Here is a 17,755-nt window from a genome sequence, read left to right as displayed (position 1 = left end):
GAGGTATGAAAGCGACCTTCATGTACGGTGCCGGAGACGTCCGCGTCGAGACCATTCCCGACCCGAGGCTGATCGAGCCGACGGACGCCGTCATCCGCACGGTGCGCTCCTGCGTGTGCGGCTCGGACCTGCATCCCTATCACTCGATGGAGGCCTCGGAGCAGGGCAGCCCGATGGGCCACGAGGCCATGGGCGTGGTGGAGGAGATCGGCGCGGCCGTGACCTCGCTGCGCCCGGGCGACCTGGTGATCTCCTCCTTCACCTACCAGGACAACACCTGCGAGTTCTGCCGCGAGGGATTCCACGTCTCCTGCCTGCATGGCGGGTTCTTCGGTGGCCAGGGGATCGGCCTGCAATCCGAGTTTGTCCGCGTCCCGCTCGCCGACGGCACCCTGGTGGCGGTCCGAGCCGCCGACGGTTCTGCCGTCGATGAGACGGGCAACGGCTCTGAGGAGCTGCTCGCGAGCCTGCTGAGTCTCTCCGACGTCTACCTGACCGGATACCACGCCGCGACGATGGGCCGGGTGGGCCCCGGGCAGACCGTGACCGTGATCGGTGACGGTGCCGTGGGGCTCTCCGCCGTCCTGGCGTCCCGCCAGCTCGGTGCCGACCGGATCATCCTCATGGGCCGGCACGCCTCGCGCACGGACCTCGGCCGCGAGTTCGGCGCCACGGACGTCGTGGCTGAACGTGGTCAGGAGGGGATCGGGCTGGTGCGGGATCTCACGGATGGCCACGGTTCACATGTGGTGCTCGAGGCCGTGGGCCACCGCCCGGCCTACGAGCAGGCGGTCGGGGTGGTGCGCGCCGGCGGGACGATCTCCCGCGTGGGCGTCCCCCAGTACCGGGAGGCCCCGATCGGCGGCAGCCTGTTCTTGAACAACATCACGCTGACGGGAGGAACGGCTCCCGTGCGCCGCTACCTCGAGTCCGCCACGGCCCAGGTCGTCGCCGGGGAGATCAACCCCGGGCGTGTCTTCGACGTCACCATGCCGCTCACGCAGGCACCGGCCGCCTACGCCGCCATGGACGCCCGTGAGGCCCTCAAGGTGATGCTGGTTCCCTGAGCCAGGGAATCCAAAGCTACCGAAGCCGCTTCACCTGTTCTGCCCACGCGGAGGGTCCTGCGAGGAACTCCTCGTCCGTCAGCACGGCCCGGTCGAGGGCGTTGATCAGCCCCTCGCGGTCCAGGTCCAGGCCGATGAAGGCCAGGTTCTGGCCGACGGTCAGCGGGTCCGTGTCCGCCCAGGGGTCCAGCAACAGCTCAAGGTCGTCGTCGAGGCTGACCGGGCTGAGCGCCATCACCTTGCCCACGTGGTTCCAATGCCCGGTGACGTTGGCGCTGCTGGCCACCCGGCAGTAGCCGGCGGAGCGGACCACGGTACCGAACCGCTCCGGGGACATCAGCTCGTGGACCAGCTCATGCATCCGCACGGGATGGAACGGCCGGGCGCAGTCGTAGTGGAGGGCCGTCACGCGGTCATCGTGGATGAAGGTCTCGAAACCGCGGGCCAGCAGCTTCGTCCAACCGGGGCGGTCCAGGTGAGCGTCATATCCGGGGATCGCAGGCAGATCCGGCAGGGTGTGCCCCATGTCTGCCAGGTCCTCCAGCAGGCGTATCCGCGCCAGCGGACTGAGATGGTGGAGCAGCGCTAACAGGGTGCGGAGCTCGTCCGTGGCGACGTCCTCCCAGTTGACCAGGACGATCAGGGAGGCGTATTCCACGTGCGTGATGGACACGAGGGACCGGGCCGTGGCGGTGGAGGGGTGACCGCTCCGGGGGACCAGGTAGTCCTCGCGGAACAGGTCCTGCACGCCGTGAGCGGCGTCCACCACGCAGATCACACCCTCCAGCCGCGTGGCGGACACGGGCGAGGACAGTTCGGCGGCGAGATCTGCCGTAGACACCCGATCGGGGATCTCCACCACGGCACCGGCCGGCGCCTTTACTGCGGCAGTCAGCCGACTGGCCTCGGCCACGGGCTCCTCGGCCGCCCGCAGCTGAAAGGAGGTCACCAGCTGCCGGTTCAGGATTCGGGCCAGCTCCGTGGCGTACTCCAGCCGCGCGTCCGGGCGCGTGCCCACCACGGCGAGCATGGGCACACCGGCCGAAGGCCGTGCGTTGTCCTGTGAGATCATGATGACTTTTCCCTTTCGGCGCGCCCGGCACCACGTCCGGTGGCCTGGTCCGCTGGGACTGCACTTCCGGCGTCGTGAGTGGGGCGTTTCAGGTGCTCGGTGGTCTGGGAACGGCTCACTTCCAGTATGTAAGGTAAGCCTAACCTAAACTCTTCTCCGTGTGGAGTGCGAACTCATACCGCTTCCCACGTCACACAGGGACGCGGTGGTCAGGTGTCCTTCCGTGCCGTTGACCGGACGCGGCCCACGATGGAGATCACCAGGGATAGGGCGAGGAGCGTGTAGATGGCCACGGGGATCGGTCCATCGACGAAGACTCCGTAGCTCTGGTTGGAGCTGGCCAGGGCGTCCCGCATGCTCGTCTCGAACAGGGGGCCGAGGACCATGCCGATCATCAGCGGGGCCAGCGGCACGCCGAACCGGCGCAGCGCGAAACCCAGCAGGCCGATGCCCAAGAGCATCAGCAGATCGAAGGTGGAACCCGAGGTCGCGTAGACGCCCATGCCGCAGAAGACCGTGATCCCGGCGTAGAGATAGGGGCGGGGGATCGCCAGCAGCTTGGCCCAGAGCGGCGCGAAGGGCAGGTTGAGGATCAGTAGCACAATCATCGCGATGAAGAAACTGGCCAGCAACGCCCAGACCAGATCGGGTGACCGGTCGAACATCAGCGGTCCGGGTTGCAATCCGTACTGCTCGAAGGCGGCGAGCATGATGGCTGCGGTGGCGGAGATGGGCAGGCCCAGGGACAGCAGCGCACCCATGGCGGTACCCGTAGTGGCATTGCCGGCGGCCTCCGGGGCAGCGAGTCCACGGATGGCCCCCTTGCCGAACTGGGGCTTCCTGCGCCGACGGTCGAGCTGACGCTCCAGGCCGTAGGCCACGAAGGTCGGGACATCTGCTCCACCGGCCGGGATGACGCCGAAGGGCAGGCCGATGCCGGTACCTCGGAGCCAGGCAGGGAGGGCCTCGCGGAACTCCCGACCGGACAGGAACGGCCGGCCCTTGGCCTGGATGACGCGGTTGGTGGGATCGCGGCGCACCCTCGAGGCGATATGGAAGACCTCGCCGAGGGCCAGGATCGCGACGGTCACGGTCACCAGGGAGATGCCGTCGAAGAGCTGGGGGACCCCGAAGCTGAACCGCTCGGCCCCCGAGGTCTGGTCAATGCCGACCACGGCGATGCCCAGTCCGATGATCAGCGAGCACAGGCCCTTCAGGATCGAGTCGGCTACCACGGAGGACGTGGCCACGAAGGCGAACAGGGCCAGGGCGAAGAACTCCTGGGGGCCGAAGTTGGCCGAGAAGTCGGCCAGTGCCGGGGCCAGGAAGACCACCACGATGGAGCCGATCATGCCGCCGATGAAAGCGCCGATGGCGGCGGTGGCCAGGGCCTGGGGTGCCCGCCCGGCCTTCGCCATGCGATGCCCCTCGAACGTGGAGGCGATGGCCGAGGCCTGGCCCGGGGTGTTCATGAGGATGGCCATGGTGGAATCGCCGAAGAGTCCACCGAAGTAGACGCCGGCGAACATGATGAAGGCACCCGTGGGGTCCAAGGCGAAGGTCATGGGTAACAGCAAGGCCACGGCCATGGAGGAGCCCAGTCCGGGCAGTACTCCGACCGCGGTGCCGAGCAGGCAGCCGACGATGACCCACAGGAGGTTCATGGGAGAGAGCGCCGAGCCGAAACCGTCCATGAGGTTCATGATGGATTCCATCTCAGAACACCCCTCCCAGCAGGCCGGAGGGCAGGGACAGGCCCAGTCCCACGTCGAAGGCCAGGTAGATGAAACTGCTCAGCAGTAGGCCCAGGCTGGCGTCGAAGAGGTGGCGGCGGCTGCCGATCCCGTGAGCCACGCACCAGAAGAGCAGCGCCGCTCCGAGGATCCAGCCGAGCACGTTCAGCAGCAGTGCGAAGGCCAGGAACCCGGCGACGCTCCAGCCCACCGCATACCAGTCTGAGAAGGTCCGGTACTGCACGGTGGCGGCGGCCTCTGCCGCGCGCCGCTCCTCATCGGTCGCATCGTCCTCGGCGGTGAAGGTGGGGGTGACCGCCGGCTCGGGTGTGCGGATGTAGTGGACGGCCAGCAGGGCGGCGAGGATGTACCCGGCCACCGCGATGATCAGGGGGACGAACTGCGGGCCAGGGGCGTCGGCGCCGTCCGGGACGGCCATGGTGAGGACGCCGACCAGCAGGTAGGTGGAGAAGGCCGCCATGAAGGCGGCGAGGAAGAGGCCGCTGCGTCCGTGCCACCAGCCTCGGGCGGTGGCGGGGCCGGCGTCGCCCACGGGGTGGGAGGGGGCGGTGGGCTGGGACTGGCTCACAGGTCCAACTCCTCGATCAGGGCGGCGATCTTCTCCTGGTCCTCGGCAATGAACTGTTCGAACTCCTCGCCGGTCATGAAGGAGTCGGTCCACTGGTTGTCCTCGAGGGCCTGACGCCACTCGGGTGTCTGGGACGTCTCCGTGACGATGGCCTCGAGCTCCTCGAACTGCTCATCGGTGATGCCCGGGGCGGCGAGCATGCCGCGCCAATTGGCCATGACCACGTCATACCCCTGCTCGGTGATGGTGGGGACGTCCACGCCATCGAGCCGCTCAGGACTGGAGATGCCCAGGGCCCTGATCCGGCCCGCCTCGATCTGATCCGCGAACTCGTTGTATCCGGAGGTCGCCGCCTTCGCGGTGCCGGAGGCGATGGTCTGGATCGCCTCGCCGCCGGAGGTCTTCGGGATGTAGGTGATCTCGGCCGGGTCGATGCCGGCCTCCAGGGCCAGCTCGGCGATGATCAGGTGATCGATGGAGCCGACCGAGCCGCCGGTCCACGGGAATGAGGCTGGGTCCTTCCTCCAGTCCGCCACCAGGTCGTCGATCGTCTCGTAGGGCGAATCGGCCGGGACGACGATCGCATCGAAGTCGTCCGAGAGCCGGGCGATGGGCCGCACGTCCGAGAGGTCCACGGGGGAGTTGTTCAGTTCGATCCCCCCGAGCATCACCGAGCCGGTGGCCATGAGGGTGTCCGCCTGTCCGTGCATGGTGCTGAACCGGCCGAGGCCGATGGTTCCGCCGGCGCCCGGGATGTTGACGACCTGGGCGTTGTTGACGATCCCGTTGACGCGCATCGCGGACTGCTGGGAGCGGGTGAACCCATCCCAGCCGCCGCCGGCGCCCGCCGGCGCGATCAGGGTCAGGTTGCTGCGCAGGTCCGCCCCGGCCGTGGCCGACTGGATCGAGAAGAACGACGCCGTCCCGATCACCAGGGCTGCTATCACGCCATAGATGATCATGCCGGCGCCGGGTCTACCGGGTGTGGCGTGGTGGTCAGCTGCCATGCTGGATGTCCCCCTCTGGACTGGCTCACGGGCTGGTGCTCCCCTGGTCTACAGGGAAATGTATCCTGAGTCACAGTCATGGACGAAGGGCGGGAGCGTCGTGGTGACGCGTCCGCACACCGGAGGGAGTCGGCATGTCGGTATTGGTGGGGCGGACGGGCAGCCCGGAGGGCCGGGCTGCGGTGGACTTCGCGGTGGCTGAGGCCACGCGCCGTGGGGAGGACCTCATCGTCTTCGACCTCGACGGCGGCGCGGCTGGGTCCGGAGCCCTGGACCCCGACGCCGGTCTGGCCGGCGACCCGGCGCCGGCAGGTCTCGCCATCACGCACCGTCAGCCGGATGCCCGCAGCCGGGATGCCGCCGGTGATCTGCTGGATGTGGCCGAGGAACTGAACGCGTCCGTGATCGTGGTCGGTATCAAGCACCGCAGTCCGGTGGGCAAGCTGCTGCTCGGCTCGAACGCCCAGGAGATCCTGCTGGGCGCATCCGTCCCGGTGATCGCGGTCAAGGTCCCGAAGGGTTCCTGACGCGGGAGTCCTACTCCCAGCGGAACAGCCAGATCGCCACCCCGGTCCCGACCACCGTGGTGGTCACGAGGCTGATCAGGTGCGTCAGCTCGAGGGCGACGCCGGCCCAGGCTGATCCCAACGCCTGCACCGCGGCTCCGAACGGCAGCCAGTCGGCCAGCGGTGCCAGAGCCTCAGGCAGCATCTGCACCCCACCGAACAACCCGCCCAGGGCGCCGAAGGCGAAGAACAGGACCAGGCCGATCGCCACAGCCGAGTTCGGCGTCGGGGCGACGGCGGCCACCATCATTCCCAGGGCATACATGGCCGCCAGGGCCAGGAGGAAGATCCCGACGCCGGCCCACAGGTGCGCGGGCGGGTTCGCCCCGAACCCCCAGAACGCCACCGCCAGGGCGAGAATCATTCCGAGCACGGCCTGCAGCAGGCTCACCACCACCTGTGCCACCAGCACCATCGCCGGAGACGCCGGGGTGACGGCCAGCCGGCGCAGGATGCCCGAGCGGCGGTAGTACGCCAGGAAGCTGGGCATGTTGATGATGCCGATCGTCGCGATGATGACGGTCAGCACCAGCGGCAGCACGAACAGGTCCAGCGCGGTACGTCCGTTCACGATGACCTCCTGAGAGGCCGGAGCTGCGCTCATCACCAGGATCAGGAGGGGAAGGCCCAGCGGGATGATGAGCCCGGAGGTGTCCCGGGTGACCATCTTCGCCTCGGCGCCCACCAGGGCCAGCCAGGATTTCGGGCCGGGGCGTCGTGCCGTCGGTGTGGGCACAATGTCGGTTGTCATCAGTGGGCCTCTGCTTCCGTGGCGGATCGCTCTGCTGGGCGGTCGTCGTCCTCGTCGATATCCCGGCCGGTCAGGGCCAGGAAGGCCTCCTCCAAGGAGGGCGTCCTGGTGGCCGAGGTGATCTCGCCGGGGGTGCCGCGGGCGATGACGCGTCCGGCGTCGAGCACGACGAGCCGGTCACACAGGTGCTCCACCTCGTCCATGGCGTGGCTGACGAGCAGCACGGTCACGCCGTCATCGCGCATCTGTTCGACCAGCGACCACAGCCGTCGGCGTGCCCGCGGGTCCAGTCCCGTGGTCAACTCGTCCAGGATCACGACGCGCGGGCGGCCGGCCAGGGCGAGCGCGATGGACACCCGCTGTTGCTGGCCGCCGGAGAGCCTCTCGAACCGGGTCCGGCGCTGTGAGGCAAGGCCCACGCGGTCGATGAGCTCCGCCGCCGGGACCGGGTCAGGGTAGAAGCTGCGATACAGGTCCATGAGCTCGGCCACGGTCAACGCCCCGTGCAGGTAGGACTGCTGCAATTGGACGCCGAGGACTTGGCGCACCGCACCGCGTTCGTGCCGGGGATCGAGGCCGAGGACGCGGACGGTGCCGGTCTCCGGCGTGCGCAGTCCGGCGATCATCTCCACGGTGGTGGTCTTGCCGGCACCGTTGGCCCCGAGGACGCCCATCACCTCACCGGGCTGAACGGACAGGGAGATGTCGTCCACGGCGGTCCTGCCGCGATAGGACTTGCGCAGATTCTCGGCGTGGATGGCCGGTGCTGATGCTGGAGACGTCATGGTCCTGACGCTAGGCATCTCGAGCCGCGCGCACAGGTGCCGCCCGTCATCATGGTGGTGGGCGACCGCCCATGACCATCGGCACGGGCGCCGGTACCCCACGCCCTTCTAGACTCGGAAGATGAGCCAGCGGTACGGGTATGAGATCTGGTCGGGACTGGCGATGCTGGTCGTCGCCATCGCCGTGGCGTCCCCGGTCCTGCTCGGCGCCGTCGAGCCCTCGATCGACCGCACCCTGTGGACCAGCCTGTTCGTGGTCTTCCTGCTCAACCTCGGCGCCGCCGTGTCCGGAATGGCACGGCGGGTGGACCTGATCGGGTTCTGTGCCGCCGTCGTGTTCTCCTGGGTGCTGGTGCTGACCGCCCCGGGGATGGGACTGCTGAATGTCCTCCTCGTGCTGACCGCCGCCATCAGCGCCTACCTGGTGCCCGTGTGGGGTGGGTTCGCGCTGGTCGGAATCAACACGGTGGTCCTCGCGGTGGATGCCGTGCAGGAAACCGCGCCATCGGGGGACGGCGCCCTCCCAGACGCCGCCCTGATGGAGGTCGGACTGTTCCTCGGGTTCTACCTGATGATCCAGGTCGCGACGCTGCTGAGTACCGTGACCCTGATCCGTGAACAACGGCAGCGCCGCGAACTGGCCCGGGCCCATGTGGATCTGCGGGCGGCCTCCGCCGTGCTGGCCGTGAACGCCCGCGCTGCCGAACGGCTGCGGATCTCCCGGGACCTGCATGACACGATCGGTCACCAGCTCACCGTTCTCGCCCTCGAATTGGAGGCGGCCAGGCACCGGACGCCGGGGCCGGAGAGGGAGCACGTCGAACGGGCCGGATCCGTGGCCCGGGAGCTGCTGGCGGACCTGCGCGCCACCGTGGAGCAGTTGCGCACCGAACCGACCGACCTGGCCCGGGCTCTGGAAGAGGTGGTGGCGGACCTGCCCGGACTCCACGTGGAGCTTGACGTGGAACCGGAGATCAGCCTGGATGAGGCACGCACCGAGGCCCTTGTCCGTGCCGTGCAGGAGATCACCACCAATACCCTCCGTCACGCCGACGCCACCCGGTTGTGGATCACGGTGGGGCTGGACGGCCGGGACGGTCGCCTCTGCGGGGATGTGGTGCTCGCGGCCGAGGACGACGGGTGTGGGCCCCGGGACGCGGGCGCAGGTGGGAACGGGCTGCGGGGGATTGCAGAACGGTTCGAGTTGCTGGGCGGCACGGCGGAGTTCGGAACCGCCGCTCCACGGATTGCAAGGACTGTAAGCACTGGAAGCACTGCTCGTGGCCGCGACCCCGTGGGCCAGGGGTTCCGCGTCGTCGCCCGGGTGCCGTCCGCATGACCCGCGTGGTGGTCGTCGACGACCAGACCCTCGTGCGGCACGGGATCCGAACCCTCCTGGACATCGCACACGTCGAGGTGGTGGGGGAGGCGGACGACGGCGCTGCGGCGCTGGAGGTGATCGCTCAGGAGGCGCCCGACGTCGTGCTCCTGGATTTGCGGATGCCCCGCTACGACGGGTTGTGGACCCTGCGGCACCTGCGGGACCGGGGGATCGAGGTGCCCGTGCTGGTACTGACGACCTTCGACGATGACACCCTCGTGCTGGACGCCCTGCAGTCCGGCGCTCGCGGCTATCTCCTCAAGGACGTGACGGTCGAACAACTCACCTATGCGGTGCAGACCCTGGCGGACGGCGGAACGCTCATCGCCCCGTCCATCACCGACCGGTTGCTGCGGGCGATCCGCGCCGGCGCTGTACCCACGCCGGAGGCTTCGGTGCCCGCCCAGGACCTCACCGACCGGGAACAGGAGGTGCTGCGGCTGATGGCCGAGGGCTACCCCAATCGGCAGATCGCCCAGGCCCTGTTTCTCGCCGAGGGCACGGTGAAGAACCACGTCTCCACCATCCTCCTGAAGCTGGGTGCGCGGGACCGGACGAACGCGGTGCTCCGCGCCCTGCGGGACGGTCTGCTCCGGTAGGCCGCGGAGGCTCAGTACCGAGATCGGCCCGCCCGCCGCATTCTCGAGGCCCAGCAGGGTGACCCGGTCCCGTATGCGCGGCATCCGGGATGCGGCCGACCTCTGCCGACCAGAGGAACTGGTCCTCGAGCTCGAGGACCGGAAGGAACCCCTTGCACCCAGCACGCCGACGGGGTTGTCTGAGGGTGAGCCCTCATTCCCGTCCGCCCGTCATCGCTTCCGCGTTGCCCCACACAGGAGGTCCCCATGCGTGCCCAGCAGATCACCGACCCGGTCGCCTACCACGGCGAGGGGCCGGTCTGGTCTGAGCAGTGGGGAGGCCTGCGCTGGGTGGACATGCTGGCCGGGGACATCCTCACGCTGTCCGGGGACGCGGGGGACACGGTGACCCGCCACCACGTCGGTTCGGTGGCCGCCGCGGTGCGGCCACGCCGTGGCGGGGGCGCGGTGATCGGCGTCGAACGGGGCTTCGCCCTGGAGGAGCCCGACGGCTCCATCGCCACCCTGTCCCCGGTGTGGGCCTCGACCGGCGTGCGGATGAACGAGGGCGCCTGCGATCCGGACGGCCGGTTCTACTGCGGATCCATGGCGTATGACCAGACGCCGGGTGCTGCCTCCCTCTACCGCCTGGATGCCGACGGCCGGGTCGATGTGGTCCTGGACGGCGTCACCAACTCGAACGGGCTGGACTGGAGCCCGGACGGGTCCCTGGCCTACTACAACGACACGCCGACCGGTCTGGTCTCGGTCTTCGACTATGACACCGAGTCCGGCCTGAGCGGCCGGCGGACCTTCGTGCGTATTCCCGGCGGCGGCCAGCCGGACGGGTTGACCGTGGACGCCGACGGAGGGGTCTGGGTGGCCGTGGTGGACCAGGGCGTGATCCACCGGTACCGGCCGGATGGCCACCTCGACGAGGTCATCGAGGTGCCGGCCACCAAGACCACCGCCTGCACCTTCGGCGGTGAGCACCTGGACCGGCTGTTCATCACCACCTCGCAGGAAGACGTGGATACCGATGCGGACCCGCTGGCCGGTGCCTTGTTCGTGGCGGAGGTAGGGGTGCCCGGAATCCCGACGCGCCCGTTCGCGGGCTGATGACCCCGGCCGTGGAACTCTGTCAGACGATTCAGCTCGCCGTGACCTGGCGCGATCCGACGCCGCGCCCGCCGTTGCCCTGGGCGATGATGACGACCAGCAGCACCGCCGCCACCAGGGCTGCCACGCCGAAGGCGACGAAGATCGATCCGGCGCCGAAGCCGCCGTCGAGCAGGAAACCGGCCACCAGCGGGGCCGTCACGGCACCCAGGCGCCCCACGCCCAGGGCCCAGCCGAGGGCCGTGCCGCGCAGGTGCCCCGGGTAGTGGTTGGCCACGGCGGCGATGATCAGGCACTGCGTGCCGTGCGTCCCGACGCCGGCCACCATCAAGATCACGTACACGAGCCACACGGGCGGGGAGAGCAACAGGCCGAGCAGGGCCACGCCGGCCAGAGCGGCGGCGATGACGCTGGAGCGGACAGCGCCGAAGCGGTCGCCGGCCCAGGCCGTGACGATCGAGCCGAGAACGGCACCGACGTTCAGGGACAGCGAGAAGGTCAGGGCGGAGCCGAGGTCATAGCCCTGGGCTTCCATGGCGCGCGGCAGCCACGTGCCGAGTCCGTACCAGGCGAACAGCGTGGCCAGGGTGGCCAGGGCGAACATGATGGAGGCCAGCAGGAAGGGATCACGGAGCAACAGGGAGAAACCGCCGGCCTTCGCCGCCTTGCCAGTGGCCGGTGAGGCGCCGGGGCGATCCCGGGCCGCGGCTTCGGACGGCAGGGTCTCGGGGAGGTAGGCCAGGCCCATCGGGACCACGATGACGAGGGCCAGGACGGCCACGAGGAACATCGACTGCCAGCCGAGGGCCGGAATCAGGGGGATGCCGATGAGGGCGGCCAGGGAACCGCCGATCGGGACGCCGGACATCATCAACGTGGCGATGGAGGAGCGCCAGCGTTCGGGGACCAGCTCGGCCACCATGGCGTTGGCCGAGGGCACCAGGCCGCCGAGGCCGATCCCGGCCAGCAGCCGGAAAGCTCCGAAGACCCAGGCGCTCGGGGCGATGGCACAGAGAATCGTGAAGATCGAGAAGGTGACGGCGCACGCCAGGATGGTACGGCGGCGGCCCCAGGAATCGGCCATCCGCCCGGCCAGCAGGGCGCCGATCATCATCCCGACGAACGCCATGGACCCCATGAGGCCGAGGGTGGCGTTGTCCAGGCCCCAGCCGGTGTTCTCCAGCAGCGAAGTCTGGACGGTGCCGAAGACGATGAGGTCGTAGCCATCGAAGACCACGAGGAGCCAGCAGACCACCACGGCCAGGGTGGCCTGGCGGCGGGACAGCCCACTGCCCTGCGGTGAGCCCTGGACGGTGATGGCGGCCTGTCGGTGGGGCGCCACGGACGGTGCGTCCGAGGCGGATGTGCTCTGGATCATAGATCTACTGTGAACCTCAGCACAGGAACACTGCCAAAATGATCTACTGTGCAGAAAACGCCATCCCTGCGGCAGTCGCCGAGGTATCCCGTCGACTCCGTGGACCACGCCCTGACCCTGATGGAGATGGTGCGTGACTACGGCCGGGTGCGCATCAGTGTTGCGGCCCGGCTGTTGGGCGTCTCCGTCTCCACGGCACACCGCCTCATGGCGATGCTGGTCTACCGCGGGTACGCCGTCCAGGACGCCTCCCGTCGCTACATCCCGGGCCCGGCCCTGGGTCTGCCGCCGGTGGGGGTCCCCTGGACGGCCGAGCTACGTCACCGCAGTTATCCGCACCTGGAGATGCTGGCCGGCCGGCTGCGGGAGACGGCCAACCTGATGGTCCGTGCCGGCACCGAGGTTCGTTTTCTGACCTCCGTGGAGGGGGACCACTCCGTTCGAGTGGGCGACCGCCAGGGCGTGGCCCTGCCGGCCGCCGCGGCCTCGGGCGGTAAGGCCCTGCTCGCGACGATGGACCCGGCCACGGTCGAACAGCTGTACCGCCACCAGGCTGAACTGGTCGGCAGTCCCTTCGACGCGCGGTCCCACACGCGGCTCGCCGCCGAACTGGCGATGATCCGGATCCGCGGCTTCGCCATCAACGATCAGGGCACCGAGGAGGGCGTCGGCGCGGTCGGGGTGGCCGTCCGGGACAGCTCGGGCGCAGCGGTGGCCGGGATGACCGTCTCCGTGCCCCGGGACCGCTTGCGTACTGCTCTCGACGCCGGCCTGGTCGCTGAGCTGATGCGCTCACGGATCGAGTTGGAGGCCGACCTGCACGGCTTCGTCGCCGCCACCTGGTAGTCGCACTGCAGGGGCCGCATCCCGCAACGGTGAACTGCCTAGTTGAGGCCGCCGTCGGCCCGCCGGACGAGTCCGGGCAGGCGCACCAGGTCGAGCAGGCACAGCAGGATCACGATCCCGCCGAACACGAACCCGATGCCCCACGGAGCGCTGGCGAGGCCGGCCACAGTCAGGACCGGGTACACCACGCCGAGCGCACGATGCCCCAGGTAGAACCGGTGTGCCCCCACCAGTCCGAGGGCCACACACAGGACGTAGGCGAGGATGAGGTTCTTCGGCGTACGGTCCACCCGGCAACCCTAGCCGGGACTAGAACAACCGGCGCAGGTTCGTCTTCGCCAGGTCGAACAGCTCGTCGCCGCGGCCCGAGAGGACCGTGCGGAGCGAGTACAGCGCGAAGCCCTTGGCCTGTTCGAACTGGATGGCCGGCGGAATGGTGAGTTCCTGCGGGTCCGTCACCACGTCCACCAGAGCCGGGCCGTCGTGCGCGAAGGCCTCCGTGAGGGCCGCGTCCACGTCACCGGAGTCCTCCACCCGGATGCCCTTGATGCCCATGGCCCGGGCCACGGCGGCGAAGTCGGGGTTCTCCAGGCTCGTGGCGAAGGGCAGCTGCCCGGCGGCCTTCATCTCGAGCTCCACGAAGTTCAGGGACGAGTTGTTGAACACCACCACCTTCGCCGGCAGCCTCATCTGCACCAGCGTGAGCAGGTCACCGAGCAACATGGTCAGCCCGCCGTCGCCGGAGAGCGTGACGGTCTGCCGGGCGCGATCCTGGGCCAGCACGCCGATCGCCTGCGGGACCGCATTCGCCATGGAGCCGTGCGAGAACGAGCCGAGCAGCCGGCGTCGTCCGTTCATCTCCAGGTACCGGGCGGCGTAGACCACGGGGGAGCCGACGTCCGGGATGAACACGGCGTCCTCGGCCGCCAGCGCGCTGATCCGCCGTGCCAGGTACTGCGGATGCACCGCTGCGCCCTTCCGGGCCGGGGTGGCCAGGTCGTCCAGCTTCGCACGCGTCTTGGCGTAGTGCTTCCGCGCGTCCGCGAGGTGCTTGCCCTTCTTCTGCTCCAGCAGCGGGACCAGCGCGGCCGCCGTCTCCTGGACCCCACCCACCAGGGCAACGTCCACGGGATGCCGGCGCCCGATCTGCTCGCCTCTGAGATCGACCTGGACCACCCGGGCATCGTCCGGATAGAACTGCGGGTACGGGAAGTCCGTGCCCAGCATGAGGATGGCGTCCGCCTCGTACATGGCCTTGTACCCGCTGGCGAAGCCGAGCAGGCCGGTCATGCCGACGTCATAGGGGCTGTCGTACTCCAGGTGTTCCTTGCCGCGCATCGCGTGCACGATCGGCGAGGCCAGCCGCTCGGCCAACTGCATCACCTCGGCGTGCGCTCCCGCGGTCCCCGCACCGCCCAGAATGGTGACGTTCCGCGCCGCGTTGAGGATCCCGGCAGCCTCTTGCAACTGGTCCGGCAGGGGCACGACGGCGGAGCGGGCCTTCCGCACGAGGGTGCGGCGATCGTCGTGGGCGGCCGCCGAGGCGACATCGCCGGGGATCACCAGGACCGCCACGCCGCGTTGCTCGATGGCGGTGCGCAGGGCGATCTCCAGCAGGCGGGGCATCTGCTTCGGATCGGCCACGTACTCCACATAGACGGAGCATTCCCGGAACAGCTCCTGCGGGTGGGTCTCCTGGAAGTAGGTGGTGCCGATCTCCTCCGTGGGGATGTGGGCGGCGAGCGCGAGCATCGGGACACGGCTGCGCTGGGCATCGTAGAGCCCGTTGATCAGATGCAGGTTTCCCGGCCCGCAACTGCCCGCACAGACCGCCACATCTCCGGTCATCTCGGCCTCGGCCCCGGCGGCGAACGCCGCGGTCTCCTCGTGGCGCACGTGCACCCACTCCATCCCGGGGTGGGTCCGGAGGGACTCCGTGATGGCATTGAGCGAATCACCGGGCAGGCCGTAGATGCGCTTGACGCCATTGAGGAAGAGGGTCTGGATGAGGTTCTCGGCAACGGTGACCATGGGCTCAGCGTAGGGGCCGGGACGCCTTCAGGGGGAGGGTGTCCGGTCGCCGGGCTCGGACGCCCGCGTTCGGCGTGGGCCGGGTTCACTGTCTCTCGCCACCCGGGGTGCGCTGATGGAAGTCTGGTCCCATGGCTTCCCCCTCCACCCCAGCGTCCACTCCCATCCCGGCGTCGATTCCCACGCCCGCCGCCACGTCTGTCACGTCCATCTCGGCGTCCAGGACGGTCGACGCCATCGTGATCGGACTCGGGCCCGGCGGGGAGGACATCGCCGCACGGCTGGCGCGCGGCGGCTGGTCGGTGCTGGCCGTGGACGAGCACCTGGTCGGCGGCGAATGCCCGTACTACGGCTGCATCCCGTCGAAGATGATGCTGCACGAGTCCCGAAGGGCGGACGCCTCGTGGGCGAGGGTGGCGCAGCGGATCCGCGAGGAGGCCACGGACCACTGGGACGACGGGGTGGCCGTGGAGCGGCTGCTCGGCACCGGCGCGACGTTCGTCCACGGCCGGGCCGAGATCGCGGGAGGCCCCGCAACCGGCCCGGCCTCAGACGGCACCAGCGTCACCGTCACCCCGAACGACGGCGGCGCGCGCCAGACCTGGACGGCCCGCCGTGCGGTGGTCCTGAACACCGGCTCGGAATCGGTGCGGATCCCGGTGCCCGGCCTGCCGGATGCGGTGACGTGGACCCACCGGGACGTGGTGACGGCGGAGACACTCCCGGCCTCCCTCGCCATCGTGGGCGGTGGGCCCGTGGGATGTGAACTGGCGCAGGCGCTGACCGGGTTCGGGGTCCGCGTCAGCCTCCTGGTGCGCGGTGGACGGTTGCTCTCGGGCGAGGCCCCGGAGGCCGGCGAGCTGGTGGCGGAGCGGTTCCGGTCCGAGGGGATCGACGTCCGTACGGGGACGGAGATCAGTGGTGTGCAGGCCGGGGAGGCCTCCCGGTATGAGACGTCGCACGGCATCCCGGCCTCGGCCGGCCCCGTGGACCTGGAGCTGACCACGGGGGACCGGCTGACCGTGGACCGAGTGCTGCTGGCCACCGGCCGGGTGCCGCGGGACCCCGTGGACGTGGATGACTGGTGCCGCGTCCTGGACGGCGCGGCCGCGGAGGGTGGGCAGCCCGTGCCGGGCCGATACGCCATCGGGGACATGACCGGTGTTGGCCCCTTCACCCACACGTCCATGGCCCAGGCGGCGGTGGTGGCGGACCAGCTCCTGGCCGGAGCGGCTCCGCGCCCCTTCCCCCGGCATGCCGTACCCCGGGTGACGTACACGGATCCGGAGGTGGCCGCCGTCGGGCTCTCTGAGGGTGAGGCCCGGAAGGCCGTGGAGCATCAGGGCGGCGATGCCTCGGAGGTCCACGTGGTGAGGGTGGATCTCGGGGCCTCGAGCCGGGGCTGGATCGACGAGGTTCGAGGGCACCTGACCCTGGTGGCTCGGGCGGAGGGGAATGCGGACGAGAAGGGGACGGGGGTGGGGACTGGGCCGGGAGCCGGGACCGGGACGAGTGGGGGAGTGCTCGTCGGCGCGGCGGTCGTGGGCCCTCATGCCGGGGAGATCCTCGGGGCGCTCACCGTGGCCGTCCACGCCCGGGTGCCGCTGGCCGAGCTGGCCCGGATCCCATGGGCCTACCCCACCCTGCACCGGTCCATCGGGGACGCGGTCGCCCAGTTCGGCAGCGACGTCATCGGCGCAGAGTCGGCAGCAGGCCCGGCTTCCTGACGTGGACGGTGTGGTAGATCAGTCCGGAATCACCCGCGGTGAAGCGGCGCATCGAACGCCGGGGCATCCACAGGAGGTCTCCGGGCCGTAGGGCCAGGTCTCCCTCTGCGGTTCCCAGCGTGCCGGAGCCGTTGAGGACATGGATCATCACGTCGTTGTCCGGGCCCTGGTGCGCGTCGATCCCATCACCGGCCGGCAACGCGATGATGTTCGAATCGAGCTCCCGGACCGGCTCCTCGAGTTTCCAGATCGCGCCCGCGGCGAGGTCGGCGTGGGCGGCGTGGGCGACGAGGTTCTGGGTGTTGACCAGGCGGCGGGGTGTCTCTGGTGTGGGCATGGGAGTCCCTTCTGTGGTGCCTCCTGTGGTGCTTTGAGGCTAGCCGTGTCCTGTCCGTGATGCCGGCCGGTGGCGACACCGTGCCGACACGCCGCCACTGTGGACGGGACACGCCGCCGTGCGGGGTCGAAAGAATCTGTGCACAACGCCGGGCCTCTGCGTCCACACCCTGTGGACGTTCTCCGGCTCGCAACCGTCGATCGGCGAGATTCCGGCGTTCCGGGTGGATGTGTTTACAGTCCGTTCATCCACACTGCCTGTGGACGAACTGGGGGAAACTAATCTCAACCATGTAAGACAGGATCTTGTGGTTGTTCCATACGGTCACCACTAGATGTAGTATTGATGTCAGCAGTTCGGACCGCGCGGTTTTTCACGCCGGAGAGTCCGGGCAGACCCGGAATCCACGGTAGCGGGGCCTGTTGAACAGGTCCTGGACGGATTTCGCGGCCATGACGCAAGAACACAGACCACAGAGCAGAAACGCCCGCCGGTCCGGCAATCCGGACGCGGTAACCGAGGACAGGGGAATGACCATGACCGTCACCGTTTACTCCAAGCCGGCTTGCGTGCAGTGCAATGCCACCTACCGCGCCCTGGACAAGAAGGGCATCGCCTACGAGACCGTGGACATGTCCCAGGATGCCGAGGCACTGGAGCGCGTTCGGTCATTGGGCTACATGCAGGCCCCGGTCGTCATCTCGGGTGCCGAGCACTGGTCCGGTTTCCGTCCGGACAAGATCGAGGAGCTGGCCACCGCCGCTGCCGCCTCGGTGGCCTGAGGTTCC

General features: G+C 69.3%; 18 protein-coding genes. 8 read left to right on the top strand and 10 right to left on the bottom strand.

What is annotated here, in order from left to right:
- Nucleotides 1–5: 5 nt before the first annotated feature.
- A complete protein-coding gene (locus tag IEX49_RS13940; protein WP_229672722.1) occupies nucleotides 6–1,067 on the top strand; it encodes a zinc-binding dehydrogenase in 1,062 nt (353 codons plus the stop codon).
- Between the two features lie 16 nt (nucleotides 1,068–1,083).
- Here the strand turns inward: IEX49_RS13940 and IEX49_RS13935 are convergent, their stop codons facing one another.
- The 4 genes from IEX49_RS13935 to IEX49_RS13920 all read right to left on the bottom strand — a co-directional run bounded on the left by IEX49_RS13935 (nucleotide 1,084) and on the right by IEX49_RS13920 (nucleotide 5,468).
- Nucleotides 1,084–2,139, bottom strand: a complete 1,056-nt coding sequence (locus IEX49_RS13935) for a GTP-binding protein (protein WP_188806768.1) — start codon at nucleotides 2,137–2,139, stop codon at nucleotides 1,084–1,086.
- A gap of 209 nt (nucleotides 2,140–2,348) precedes the next feature.
- A complete protein-coding gene (locus tag IEX49_RS13930) occupies nucleotides 2,349–3,854 on the bottom strand; it encodes a tripartite tricarboxylate transporter permease (protein ID WP_188806767.1) in 1,506 nt (501 codons plus the stop codon).
- A gap of 1 nt (nucleotide 3,855) precedes the next feature.
- Nucleotides 3,856–4,461, bottom strand: coding sequence for a tripartite tricarboxylate transporter TctB family protein (locus IEX49_RS13925; RefSeq protein ID WP_229672720.1), 606 nt, complete (start codon nucleotides 4,459–4,461; stop codon nucleotides 3,856–3,858).
- A complete protein-coding gene (locus IEX49_RS13920) occupies nucleotides 4,458–5,468 on the bottom strand; it encodes a Bug family tripartite tricarboxylate transporter substrate binding protein (protein ID WP_229672718.1) in 1,011 nt (336 codons plus the stop codon). The genes IEX49_RS13925 and IEX49_RS13920 overlap by 4 nt, the downstream gene beginning before the upstream one ends.
- Nucleotides 5,469–5,602: 134 nt before the next feature.
- Here IEX49_RS13920 and IEX49_RS13915 point away from each other — a divergent pair, with 134 nt between their 5' ends.
- Nucleotides 5,603–5,995 carry a universal stress protein gene (locus IEX49_RS13915; RefSeq protein ID WP_188806766.1) on the top strand — a complete coding sequence of 131 codons (393 nt, stop codon included), beginning with the start codon at nucleotides 5,603–5,605 and terminating at the stop codon, nucleotides 5,993–5,995.
- Nucleotides 5,996–6,005: 10 nt separating this feature from the next.
- Here IEX49_RS13915 and IEX49_RS13910 read toward each other — a convergent pair whose 3' ends face one another.
- The gene (locus IEX49_RS13910) at nucleotides 6,006–6,785 is read right to left on the bottom strand and encodes an ABC transporter permease (protein WP_188806765.1); all 780 of its coding nucleotides are present in this window, start codon (nucleotides 6,783–6,785) and stop codon (nucleotides 6,006–6,008) included.
- Nucleotides 6,785–7,570, bottom strand: a complete 786-nt coding sequence (locus tag IEX49_RS13905; protein WP_188806764.1) for an ABC transporter ATP-binding protein — start codon at nucleotides 7,568–7,570, stop codon at nucleotides 6,785–6,787. The genes IEX49_RS13910 and IEX49_RS13905 overlap by 1 nt, the downstream gene beginning before the upstream one ends.
- Before the next feature lie 121 nt (nucleotides 7,571–7,691).
- Between IEX49_RS13905 and IEX49_RS13900 the strand changes: the two genes are divergently transcribed.
- The 3 genes from IEX49_RS13900 (at nucleotide 7,692) to IEX49_RS13890 (ending at nucleotide 10,648) form a co-directional block, all read left to right on the top strand.
- Entirely contained in the window at nucleotides 7,692–8,909 is a 1,218-nt protein-coding gene (locus IEX49_RS13900; protein WP_229672717.1) for a sensor histidine kinase, read from the top strand.
- Nucleotides 8,906–9,550 (top strand): response regulator, encoded by a 645-nt coding sequence (locus IEX49_RS13895; protein ID WP_188806763.1) that lies wholly within the window; start codon nucleotides 8,906–8,908, stop codon nucleotides 9,548–9,550. Before IEX49_RS13900 ends, IEX49_RS13895 begins: the two co-directional genes overlap by 4 nt.
- 246 nt (nucleotides 9,551–9,796) lie before the next feature.
- On the top strand, nucleotides 9,797–10,648 hold the full coding sequence (locus IEX49_RS13890) for an SMP-30/gluconolactonase/LRE family protein (RefSeq protein WP_188806762.1): 852 nt from the start codon (nucleotides 9,797–9,799) through the stop codon (nucleotides 10,646–10,648).
- 31 nt (nucleotides 10,649–10,679) lie between these two features.
- Here IEX49_RS13890 and IEX49_RS13885 read toward each other — a convergent pair whose 3' ends face one another.
- On the bottom strand, nucleotides 10,680–12,026 hold the full coding sequence (locus tag IEX49_RS13885) for an MFS transporter (RefSeq protein ID WP_159550780.1): 1,347 nt from the start codon (nucleotides 12,024–12,026) through the stop codon (nucleotides 10,680–10,682).
- Between the two features lie 48 nt (nucleotides 12,027–12,074).
- Here IEX49_RS13885 and IEX49_RS13880 point away from each other — a divergent pair, with 48 nt between their 5' ends.
- A complete protein-coding gene (locus IEX49_RS13880; RefSeq protein WP_188806761.1) occupies nucleotides 12,075–12,872 on the top strand; it encodes an IclR family transcriptional regulator in 798 nt (265 codons plus the stop codon).
- A gap of 38 nt (nucleotides 12,873–12,910) precedes the next feature.
- On the opposite strand, the gene IEX49_RS13875 is transcribed toward IEX49_RS13880, so the two are convergent.
- A complete protein-coding gene (locus IEX49_RS13875; protein WP_159550784.1) occupies nucleotides 12,911–13,162 on the bottom strand; it encodes an NINE protein in 252 nt (83 codons plus the stop codon).
- A 19-nt stretch (nucleotides 13,163–13,181) separates the two neighbouring features.
- Entirely contained in the window at nucleotides 13,182–14,903 is a 1,722-nt protein-coding gene (gene poxB / locus IEX49_RS13870) for a ubiquinone-dependent pyruvate dehydrogenase (protein WP_188806760.1), read from the bottom strand.
- 131 nt (nucleotides 14,904–15,034) lie between these two features.
- Here poxB and IEX49_RS13865 point away from each other — a divergent pair, with 131 nt between their 5' ends.
- A complete protein-coding gene (locus IEX49_RS13865) occupies nucleotides 15,035–16,630 on the top strand; it encodes a dihydrolipoyl dehydrogenase family protein (RefSeq protein ID WP_188806759.1) in 1,596 nt (531 codons plus the stop codon).
- On the opposite strand, the gene IEX49_RS13860 is transcribed toward IEX49_RS13865, so the two are convergent.
- Nucleotides 16,593–16,967: a cupin domain-containing protein gene (locus IEX49_RS13860; protein WP_188806758.1), complete on the bottom strand. Its 375-nt coding sequence runs from the start codon at nucleotides 16,965–16,967 to the stop codon at nucleotides 16,593–16,595. The genes IEX49_RS13865 and IEX49_RS13860 overlap by 38 nt on opposite strands.
- A gap of 536 nt (nucleotides 16,968–17,503) precedes the next feature.
- Between IEX49_RS13860 and nrdH the strand changes: the two genes are divergently transcribed.
- Entirely contained in the window at nucleotides 17,504–17,749 is a 246-nt protein-coding gene (gene nrdH / locus IEX49_RS13855; RefSeq protein ID WP_188806757.1) for a glutaredoxin-like protein NrdH, read from the top strand.
- Nucleotides 17,750–17,755: the final 6 nt, after the last annotated feature.

Origin of the sequence: Citricoccus zhacaiensis (assembly GCF_014645315.1) — a bacterium.
Taxonomy (GTDB): domain Bacteria; phylum Actinomycetota; class Actinomycetes; order Actinomycetales; family Micrococcaceae; genus Citricoccus; species Citricoccus zhacaiensis.
Note: the sequence above shows the minus strand (reverse complement) of the source record. Positions and strands in the feature narration are given on the sequence as shown.